The organism is Butyrivibrio sp. AE2015 (assembly GCF_000420825.1).
Classification (GTDB): Bacteria; Bacillota; Clostridia; order Lachnospirales; family Lachnospiraceae; genus Butyrivibrio.
On the sequence record NZ_ATVR01000002.1, the window covers coordinates 17,275 to 28,075 of the forward strand.

8 protein-coding genes are annotated in these 10,801 nt (G+C 42.6%); 4 read left to right on the plus strand and 4 right to left on the minus strand.

Going from position 1 to position 10,801, the window contains the following annotated elements; genetic code table 11:
- Nucleotides 1-30: 30 nt before the first annotated feature.
- The 3 genes from G585_RS0101250 to G585_RS0101260 form a co-directional block, all read right to left on the minus strand.
- Complete coding sequence (locus G585_RS0101250) at nucleotides 31-240, minus strand: hypothetical protein (RefSeq protein ID WP_022772409.1); 210 nt, start codon at nucleotides 238-240, stop codon at nucleotides 31-33.
- A gap of 128 nt (nucleotides 241-368) precedes the next feature.
- Entirely contained in the window at nucleotides 369-2,771 is a 2,403-nt protein-coding gene (locus G585_RS0101255) for an ABC transporter permease (RefSeq protein ID WP_081644729.1), read from the minus strand.
- Nucleotides 2,772-2,875: 104 nt separating this feature from the next.
- Nucleotides 2,876-5,542 carry a Tex family protein gene (locus G585_RS0101260; protein WP_022772412.1) on the minus strand — a complete coding sequence of 889 codons (2,667 nt, stop codon included), beginning with the start codon at nucleotides 5,540-5,542 and terminating at the stop codon, nucleotides 2,876-2,878.
- 188 nt (nucleotides 5,543-5,730) lie between these two features.
- On the opposite strand from G585_RS0101260, the gene G585_RS0101265 reads away from it, so the two are divergent.
- The 4 genes from G585_RS0101265 to G585_RS16705 are packed head-to-tail and all read left to right on the plus strand — an operon-like array spanning nucleotide 5,731 to nucleotide 9,359.
- The gene (locus tag G585_RS0101265; protein ID WP_022772413.1) at nucleotides 5,731-6,135 is read left to right on the plus strand and encodes a hypothetical protein; all 405 of its coding nucleotides are present in this window, start codon (nucleotides 5,731-5,733) and stop codon (nucleotides 6,133-6,135) included.
- Nucleotides 6,136-6,167: 32 nt separating this feature from the next.
- Nucleotides 6,168-6,665 carry a hypothetical protein gene (locus G585_RS0101270; protein ID WP_022772414.1) on the plus strand — a complete coding sequence of 166 codons (498 nt, stop codon included), beginning with the start codon at nucleotides 6,168-6,170 and terminating at the stop codon, nucleotides 6,663-6,665.
- Between the two features lie 19 nt (nucleotides 6,666-6,684).
- Complete coding sequence (locus tag G585_RS0101275) at nucleotides 6,685-7,419, plus strand: DUF975 family protein (RefSeq protein ID WP_034480862.1); 735 nt, start codon at nucleotides 6,685-6,687, stop codon at nucleotides 7,417-7,419.
- A 14-nt stretch (nucleotides 7,420-7,433) separates the two neighbouring features.
- A complete protein-coding gene (locus G585_RS16705) occupies nucleotides 7,434-9,359 on the plus strand; it encodes a glycoside hydrolase family 2 protein (RefSeq protein ID WP_022772417.1) in 1,926 nt (641 codons plus the stop codon).
- A gap of 47 nt (nucleotides 9,360-9,406) precedes the next feature.
- Here the strand turns inward: G585_RS16705 and G585_RS0101285 are convergent, their stop codons facing one another.
- The gene (locus tag G585_RS0101285; RefSeq protein ID WP_022772418.1) at nucleotides 9,407-10,777 is read right to left on the minus strand and encodes an MATE family efflux transporter; all 1,371 of its coding nucleotides are present in this window, start codon (nucleotides 10,775-10,777) and stop codon (nucleotides 9,407-9,409) included.
- Between the last annotated feature and the right edge of the window lie 24 nt (nucleotides 10,778-10,801).

Sequence of the window (10,801 nt, forward strand, 5' to 3'; positions counted from 1 at the left end):
TTTTTGCACCTCTTATTCAAAAAACTAAACTTAGCACTGTGCACAGACATTTCCACCGCATGCTCCACCTGCAATATCTGTCATATCATCGATGCTGAGCTCTCCATTTGAAAGCTGTGCAAAATACTTCTCAGCTTCATCCTTAGCAAGTTCTATGCCCTCAGCCTTAGCAAGCTCTAAAAGCTCATCAACACTCTTACATTTTGCAGCCTTCTCAATCTGTTCCTTTGTAAAGTTCATTGCCATACCTCCTTAAAAACATAACAGCTCATTTACGGTTGAAAGTTTATACGAATATTCTATTACGTGTGGAAAAAAGCTGTCAACAAAATGGCTTTTGTTTATAAATATTTAATTTTTATCGATTTTTAGTCTGTCCTGAGAGCATCGATTGGCTTTAGTTTTGCGGCTTTATATGCCGGATTTATACCAAAGAATATACCAAGTACAACAGACGCTCCCGACACAAGCACCACCATTACAGGGTCTACCACAAATGGAAATCCTACGAGCATGCATGCCACATAGGATAAGCCAAGTCCAAGTGCCACACCTATGAGACCACCTATAAAAGTAAGCCTTGATGCATCCCCCAAAAACTGGAGCATGATATATCCCGTTCTTGCACCAATAGATTTTCTTATGCCAATCTCTCTTGTTCTCTCCGTGACAGTAACAGTCATGATATTCATGACGCCAATTCCACCTACCACTATTGATATAGCCGCTATAACAGAACCTACATATTTTATGGCCTTGATTATCTTATCAAATCCACTCATGGTATCTTCTCTTGTTATGGTTATTGCCCCTTTTCCTCTTACCTCCAGCAAATTTTCTGCTATGGAAGAGAGTCTCTTAAGGGCATCATCAACACTGTCATGACCAAGGACCAGCTTACAGGAAGCAACGACCTGATCCGGATTTTTTCCCAAAAACTCGCTGGCTGTAGTGAAAGGCAAGTAGACAAAATAACAGTCTGTAGCTGCATTATCAAGGTCCCAGGCCGTACTTTCAGTAACTCCCACGACTGTCAGATTATATGACTTTTGTCCAATTGTAATTGGCAGTTCTTTTCCAACAACATTGGTATAGCCAAAGATATCTTTTGCTGTAACCTCCGGTATAACACAAACCCTGTTACACTCATAAATATCTTCAAAGCTGTAGTATCTTCCTACAATGAGCTTCATGGCATTTTCATATCCAAGAGCCTCACCATCACCAAAAAGATCTGCAGTCACATCTTTTCCTCTCTTGTTGACGGTCATGGCCGGTCCGCCTACAGCCTCAAGCATATCTATTCCATAAATATCCCCGGCATAAAGATCCTCAAGCGCTTTTAAAACATCGCGTGTTATGAACTTGTCTGTTTTGGTCTGATCGACTTTTAAAATTATGCCTGCTGCCCTCTTATTAAGATCTGCCTTCATCTGGGCCTCATAGCCATCACTCACGATAAGCACAACCAAAACAGCTGTAATACCGATAACAATACCAAGTATAGTAAGTCCACCTCTTACTCGTGTATTTTTGACATCGCTCATGAGATTTCTAAGAGCATCTATGGGTTTCATTCCGGAAGCCTTAGCAGCAGGATATAAACCAAAGAAAACTCCTATTATGACAGAGAAAAGAGCTGCCATTACAATTTCCATCGGAGAAATAATGAATTTGAAACCCAGGAAATTACAGCCAATCTTCGCTGCGATAAGTCCTACAACAATTCCAAGAATTCCTCCAAGAAGAGTCAAAAAAGCTGATTCAGCCAGGAACTGTATCATAACCGCTCCGGTCCTTGCACCTATGGATTTTCTGATACCTATCTCCCTTGTTCTCTCTGTAACTGAGACAAGCATAATGTTCATAACGCCAATTCCGCCTACCACCAATGAAATGATAGCTATCAGGATCATGAACACACGAGCGCTGTTCATGACACTGCCAAAAACATCGCTTAGTCCCTCATATACTCTAAGCGGAATCAGTTCTTTATCCCTTATCATATGGTTCTGGGCTATGACATTTCTTGCCTGTTCCGAAAGCTCTGAAAGGCGCTCAGGATGTGCATATACACTGACTCTGGTCAAAGCATCGGCATTGACGTTGTAATCTGCGCAGTAGGAGGTATATGGAACTTCAACAGATGCCATATATTCATCCCCCGGATCATCGAACATACTAAAAACTACTGAAGCAGTATTTTGTCTCAGTCCTACTACGGTATAAGTTGCAGACTTTGCACCAATAGTAATCTCAATATCCATACCGATACAATTTCGCGTGCCAAATATTTTGTCAGCATCTGTATCGTTAATTACGCATATCCTTGCTGCATTGTCCACCTGCTGCTCAGTAAAATATGATCCGGCTGCCATTACAGGTCCTTGAGCATAAAGTCCCCCCTCTGATCTGCCGACGATAGCTGCCAGATAAGATCCTCTTTTTGTTTTGATCTTTACTGACTCATACTCAGGAGATAAAACGGGTGTGATGCCATATATATCCGGAACACGCTCTTTTACTTCCTTAAGATCCTCACGTGTTATTCTTTCTGTTGTTTTGTTGACATTCATTGAGATATCACCGGTATTAGGCATAACGCTATCCAGTTCTCTGACCAGAAAATCCGTCATACCATTTCCCATAGTGACTACTATGACCACAGATGCAATACCGATGATAATGCCCAGCATCGTCATCAGCGTTCGGGTTTTGTTACTAATTAGTTGTTTGACAGCACTTTTTAAAAATTCAAATAACTCGCCCATTTTGCAATCTGCCTCTCTTAAGATGATGATGCCGGCAAAATTACTTTCACCGGCATCATTATATGATTAACAAGATTCCAAAATAATTATATCATTTTTTTGTATTAGTCGTTAGCATTTCCTTTAAAAATGACAATGCCCTTTTTCTTGAACTTCTTAGGAGCCTCAGTAGTTGTTGCTGCAGGCTTTGCAGCTTCTGCAGGCGCTGATACTGCCTTTGGAGCAGCAGTCTTTTTAACAGGAGCAGCTTTCTTGGTTACTCCTGCTGCCTTTGCAACCTGATCAACAACTGAAGTTCTCTTTGGTGCAGGCTTTGAAGCCTTATCCTCTGCTTTTACCTTTGGTGCAGGTCTCTCTGCAGCTTTTGCAGCAGCTTCTGCAGCAACCTTTGCAGGATCCTGAAGCTTCATTGAAAGAGAAATTCTCTTTTTATCAAGCTCAACATCAAGAACCTGAACATCTACAATATCTCCTACGCTTACTGCCTCAAGAGGGTGTTTGATGTACTTGTCTGTGATGTGTGAGATATGAACAAGTCCATCCTGGTGAACACCTATATCTACGAAACATCCAAAGTCGATTACGTTTCTTACTGTTCCCTTAAGTACCATTCCCGGCTTTAAGTCCTTCATATCAAGGACGTCGCTTCTAAGGATTGGTGCAGGCATATTCTCACGAGGGTCTCTTGATGGTTTTTCAAGCTCTGAGAGGATATCTGTAAGTGTGATCTCACCGATTCCAAGTTCCTCTGCAAGTTTCTTTTTATCTGACTCAGATACTTTCTTTGACAGTGATCCTGCTGCAAGAGCTGTATTTGAAGTATTCTCAGTTTCTTTTTCCTTCTTTGAATTTGAAACCTCCGCTTCTGTGACAGCAAGGTTACTTCCTGCAAGAGCTGCAGCAAGGGCCGCACCCATAGCTGTGCTTGTATTTCTGATAACTACCTGCTTTGCCTTTTTCTGTGGCTTTGGCTTTTCTTCCTTTTTAGCTGAAGGCTTTTCAAGTGAAGCCTTGGCAGCGTTCTTCTGAGCCTGTCTTACATCATCAAATGTGATTCCAAGCTTATCCATGAGTTTTAATGTAGCATCATAGGATTCAGGATGAACACTTGTGGCATCGAGAGGGTTCTCGCCGTCAGCAATCCTTAAGAAACCTGCACACTGCTCATATGCCTTAGGCCCGAGCTTTGGTACATTTAAAAGCTCTGCTCTGCTGTTAAACTTACCGTTTTCTTCTCTATATTCAACAATATTCTTGGCAATAACTTTGCTGATACCTGAAATGTACTGAAGAAGTGGAGCTGATGCTGTGTTGAGGTCTACACCAACTTTGTTAACGCAGGTCTCTACTACACCTTCAAGGGCTTCTCCAAGTTTTTTCTGGTTCATGTCGTGCTGGTACTGACCAACACCGATTGACTTAGGATCGATCTTAACAAGCTCTGCCAAAGGATCCTGAAGTCTTCTGGCAATTGAAGCTGCGCTACGCTGTCCTACATCAAACTGTGGGAATTCCTCTGTAGCAAGCTTACTTGCTGAGTAAACTGAAGCACCTGCCTCACTTACGATTACGTACTGAACAGGCTTATCCAGCTCTTTTATCAGCTCGACAATAACCTGCTCTGACTCTCTTGAAGCAGTACCGTTACCAACTGAAATAAGGTCAACGTCATATTTGTCGATGAGCTTTTTAAGCTCGACCTTAGCCTCCTCAACTTTGTTCTGAGGTGCTGTAGGATAGATGACCTTTGTATCAAGGACCTTACCTGTTGCATCTACGATTGCGAGCTTGCAGCCTGTTCTGAAAGCAGGGTCCCAGCCAAGGACTGTCTTGCCGGCAATAGGTGGTGCCATAAGAAGCTGAGTGAGGTTTTTGCCAAATACGGAAATAGCGCCATCCTCAGCCTTTTCTGTGAGCTCGTTTCTGATATCACGCTCGATAGCAGGAGCAATAAGTCTTTCATATGCATCCTGGTTGATTTCTTTTATTACAGGAGTTGTGACAGGATTGTCGTTTTTGAGCATCTTTTTGTCAAGGTACTGCAAAATCTGCTCTTCGGGTGCCTCAATCTTAACAACCAGGAACTTCTCTGCCTCTCCACGGTTAAGAGCAAGTACTCTGTGTCCGAGAACTTTTTTAACAGGCTCTTCGTAGTTGTAGTACATCTCGTACACGCTCTGAGCCTTCTCATCCTTGGCCTTACTGGTAAGCACGCCCTGCTCCATTGTAGTTTCTCTTATGTATGTTCTGAAGTCAGCGTTATCAGAAACATCCTCAGCTATGATATCCATAGCTCCCTGAAGTGCCTCAGCAGGGTCATTAACTCCTTTTTCAGGGTCAACGAATGCAGCAGCCTCCTCCTGGAGCGGCTTTGTTGTTTCCTGCGCCAAAAGAATATTTGCAAGACCTTCAAGTCCCTTTTCTCTTGCGACGCTGGCTCTTGTCTTTCTCTTTGGTCTGTATGGAAGATAAAGATCCTCCAGAGCTACCATTGTTTCTGCAGCTATGATCTTGGCTTTGAGTTCGTCAGTCATCTTGCCCTGTTCTTCAATAGAAGCAAGTACCTGCTCTCTGCGCTCTTCAAGGCCTCTTAAATACTTAAGCCTTTCATCAAGATTACGAAGCTGCTCATCATTAAGTGAGCCCGTTACTTCCTTTCTGTAACGAGAAATGAATGGGATGGTGTTGCCTTCGTCAATAAGTTTGACAGCAGCCTCTACCTGCCACTTTTCCACGTTAAGTTCTTCTTTGATCTTTAATACAATATCCATACTTCCCTCGCTTATAAAAAGCTATTTAATAATAAATTTTTGCTGAAAATTCTATAAATCAGCACACTCCCCTATTATACCAAGCATTTTGCACTGTTTTCAAGACTTACATAAAGGCCCAAACATTGTAAAAAAGCGGTTAATATTGTATATTTAATGTATGAAATTATGTTCGCGAGGAGTTTTGTATGGGCGATAACGGGGATGATAAGTACTACTACAATAATTACAACTACAACAAGAGTCACAATCAGCTTGACAGCCACGTAAACATGGCCACTGTAGCTCTTGTTACAGGACTTATAGCTATTCCTCTTTGTTTTGTCATGAATATAGGCATCGTCCTTGGAGGAGTGGCAGTTGTCCTTGGCATTTTGTCTAAGGGTTTAGAGAAAAAGCTTCTCCCTCAGGCAAAGCGCGGAATTATATATGGAACTATCGGTATAGTTCTAGGTTACATTGTTTTTGTTTCATCTATGCATACTATTCTTACTGATCCTACCTACAGACAGCAACTCAACCAGATGTCCGAGCAGATGAACGGTCAGAGTTTTGATGATCTGTTAAAAGAGCTGGGGCTAAGTGACCTGTAACAGTAAGAGTCCTATGTTGAAAAGAGGTGCCTATGAGTATGATCGGTGCAATAGGCGGCGGATATGGAATGTTTGGAGGTTATGCAGCATCTTCCACAAGTGCTGCAGAAGCTACAAAACCTATCCTTAATCCAAACGAATCTACCCAGAAAGCTCCTGGAAAAACATCATCTCCTGCAGAGTGTGAGACCTGCAAGAACCGAAAATATCAGGACGGTTCCGATGAGATGGTTTCCTTTAAGAGCGCACAGCACATTGATCCTGCAGCGGCAGGTGCAAGAGTCCGCGGTCACGAGGCGGAACATGTGAGTAATGCATATAAAGACGCAGCCCAGAACAACGGCAAAGTCTTACAGGCTTCTGTTTCTATCAAGACAGCTGTATGTCCTGAGTGCGGACGCGTTTATGTAAGCGGTGGAACGACAGCCACCAAAATAAAATACGAAAACGAGGAGAATCCTTATCAGAAGGCGAGAAAGTCCATGGACAGACAGGGGCTTGTGGGGAACAATGTAGATCTTGCCGGATAAGGCGGGGTTTATTATCAAAATGACTAATCTAAAATCATCAGCAGAACTTAAAGCAATCGCCAAAGAGCGTTCTCTTGAAAAGTACGGAACACTTATATCTGCGGATCTTATCGTCATCATCATACAGCTGGTTCTGTCTGGTATTGTCACTGTTTCCAGTTCCGGAAGCATAGTTCAGTATGTGATAAATGAAGTAATAGTGCTTATTGTAAGCATTCTTTTAGGTGTGCTTGTTTCAGGCAAGACATACCTTTATATGAATCTGATCTATTCACAGAATGTCTCTATTTCAGATCTCTTTTTCGGATTTAAGATATTCCCTGAAAAGGCCGTGAAGGTTCAGTCTCTTTTTGTGCTTGTAGACTTCGTTATAGGGCTTCCTGCCACATATCTTCTCTACCTCACACAGCACAACACTTCACCGAATCTGCTCCTTGGAACAATACTTGCTCTTTTCGTAGAGCTCATTGTTAATATTTATATTCGTCTAACTTATTCACAGGCCTTTTACCTTCTTCATGATTTCCAGGACAGAAGTGCAAAAGAGCTGTTGGCAACAAGCAGACGCCTCATGAAAGGCAATCGTTTTAAACTTCTTTATCTCAACGTATCATTTATCCCGATCATGCTCCTTGGTGTGATAACTCTTTTTATCCCCCTTCTGTGGATAAATGTATATCGCAATGCTACACTTGCAGCATTTTATCAGGACCTTATTATGCAGTACGCGCATAACAATACAGTAGAACACTAAAAGGATGGTATGTTATGGACTTAATTGATGCAATCAAAGCTATCGATAAGCCCCACGAAGATGACATTCTGAACAGACTCTACACGACTTGGGGTGAAAACATTGATCCTGCCAATCTGTTAAAAGAATATCCTCGTCCGCAGTTCGTCCGTGATAGCTATGTCAATCTCAACGGATATTGGGAATATCTTTTTGCCCCTGTTAATTCAAAAGATGAGCTTCCTTCCCGCATGGAAGGAAATATTCTTGTACCGTTTTCACCGGAAGCCATTCTTTCAGGCGTTGAAAAAAGACTCCTTCCGGATCAGCTTCTATGGTATAAAAAGAATCTCCCCTGTATCACAAGAAAATCCCGCACTTCAAGGATTCTTCTGCATTTTGGAGCAGTCGACCAGTTTGCTGATGTATTTGTAAATGACTCCCTTGTTGGTTCTCACAGCGGCGGATATCTGCCATTTACAATTGATATAACTGATTTCCTTATTTTCAATGAGGATAATCTAAGTACAGCCGATAACACGATTTACCTAAGGGTTCGAGACACCAGTGATTCATCCTATCACAGCCGCGGTAAGCAGACTTTAAAACGCGGTGGCATGTACTACACAGCTCAAAGCGGAATCTGGCAGACTGTATGGATTGAAGAAGTTCCTGAAGTCTATGTCAGAGAGATCAAGATACATCCCGGCGCAGACCTTCATTCGGTGACTATAGAAGTTGCAACCAACAAAAAAGCTACCGTAACAGTGAAGATTCCCGGCCACGAACTTGTTAAGTCACCTGACTCTGACACTCGTCCCGGAACAACCTTTAGTGGAGAATGGTCTTTTTCTTCAGACACGTATCCTACTATCGGTGTAGATCACTCTGCTATTGCACCTTCCTATTACAGTTTTAAATTCAAGATTGAAAGTCCTCATCTGTGGAGTCCGGAGGATCCTTACCTGTATCCGATCCAGATCTTATGCGGCCAGGATCACGTAAGCTCCTATTTTGCCATGAGGTCCTTTGAAGTCAAATATGACGACAGAGGTAAATCCAGGTTCTTCTTAAACGGAAGGCCATATTTCCTCATGGGAGTTCTGGATCAGGGCTACTGGCCCGATGGTCTTTACACTGCTCCATCTGATGATGCACTTATATATGACATAACAGAAATGAAACGACTTCATTTCAACATGATGCGCAAGCACATAAAAGTTGAGTCTGCCCGCTGGTACTACCACTGCGACAGACTTGGAATGATAGTATGGCAGGATATGGTAAGTGGCGGCTCTTCCTATGCCAAGCCCGTGGTTTCTTATCTGCCAACTCTTTTCCCTAAGGTATTCGGGCGTATGTCCGACGGACCGGCCTACTACAAGACTTTCTCAAGAGGCTCAGCTGAAGGCCGCAGGGAATGGCTCGATGAAATGCAGAACACCATAAGATATCTCTACAACGTTCCCAGTATTGCAACCTGGGTACTATTTAACGAAGGCTGGGGGCAGTTCAACGCCGCAGGAGCCACCATTATGGCAAAAGAGCTGGATAAGACCCGACCTGTTGACCAGGCCAGCGGATGGTTTGATGAGGGAAGCGGTGACTTTAGAAGTGTCCACAATTACTTCAGGCCTTTGTCTGTAGAAAACGATCCTAAGGGACGTGCATTCGTTATATCAGAGTATGGCGGATACACATGTCACATAAGCGGTCATTCAAGCGTAGACAGGGTTTACGGCTATAAAAAATACGACACCTTAGATGACCTTGGTGTCGCTTATTACAATCTTATAAATGCGGATCTAAAACCGCTAATTCCAAAGGGGCTGGCCGGTGCAGTATATACGCAGGTCTCCGACGTTGAGGAAGAGGTTAATGGTCTTATGACCTACGACCGCAAGATAACCAAGATAAATCCTGACCTGGACCCAAACATGACAAAAAGAATTAATTCTTAAGCTAAAAAAGCTCCTCGATGATCAATCGGGGAGCTTTCTTACAGAAATCAGTAAACTTCTACCTGACCTCCAAATATTCTGCGCAATTTATTCCTTACCATGATGAATGCAGGAATAAGGAAAAGATCTGCAAGTATCCATGCTGCCGGTGAGGCAAGGCATATAGCTATGAATCCAAATCTAGGAACAAGGAGAATAGCAACAACGCTTCGGCCTATCATCTCCATGACTCCTGCAAGGACGGCAAACATTGAAAAGCCCATGCCCTGAATCAGGAATCTCACTATATTAACAAGTGCAAGTGGCACATAAAACATACTGTTGTAGAAAAGGAACATGTGAGCATTATCAAGGCAGGCTGCCTCTCCTGCATTAAGGAATATCATTGAGAACTGTCTTCCAAAAAGGGCAAGCACTACAAATGCAAGGATAGCGTATCCGCATCCAAGCTTAACTGCTGCCACAAGGCCCTGCTGAAGGTGATCAAGCTTTTTGGCTCCAACATTCTGTCCACCATAGGTTGCCATTGTTGAACCAAGAGCATCAAAGGGAATACAGAAGAACATTCCAACCTTACCTCCTGTTGTAACAGCAGCTGCCGCATCTGTACCAAGGGCATTGATAGCTGTCTGGAGGATAACACTTCCGATGGCTGTTATCGAGTACTGAAGCCCCATTGGAACGCCCATGTTAAACAGGATAACAAAGTGGTCTCTGTCAAGCTCCCAGTCTTCTTTCCTCAAATGAAGAATGTCTATCTTTTTGATTATATAAACAAGACACATTGTGCCCGCAGCCAGCTGAGAAACCACAGTGGCAAAGGCTGCTCCAAAAATTCCCCAGTGAAGCGGGATAATAAATACAAGGTCTAAAACGATGTTGAGAACTGAAGCAATTATCAGGTACTCTACAGGGTGCTTGGAATCTCCGAGAGCTCTTATTATGGCAGAAAGAAGATTGTACATATATGTAACCGGAATTCCAAGGAAGATAACAAGAATATAAATATATGCATATTCAAAGACATCTTCAGGAGTCTTCATGATCACAAGAATCTGTCTGCAGAAAATACTGACTAATAATGTCATTACAACTGCAAATACTGAGCAAAGAATAATGGCATGTGACACGAACTTTCTCATGCTCTTATAGTCTTTTGCTCCAAATCTCTGAGCTACAGGAATCGCAAATCCGTTACATACTCCCATGCAAAAACCCATTATAAGGAAGTTAACAGCACCGGTTGTTCCCATTCCTGTATAGGCCTCTTTTCCAAGGAACCATGAAACTATTGCAGTATCGATCATGTTGTACATCTGCTGGAACAGCATTCCCCAGAAAAGTGACATGGCAAATCCGAAAATCAGAGACATTGGATTTCCAACTGTAAGGTCTTTTATATTACTTGTCTTCTTCATAAATTACCTATTTTTCTTGAATCC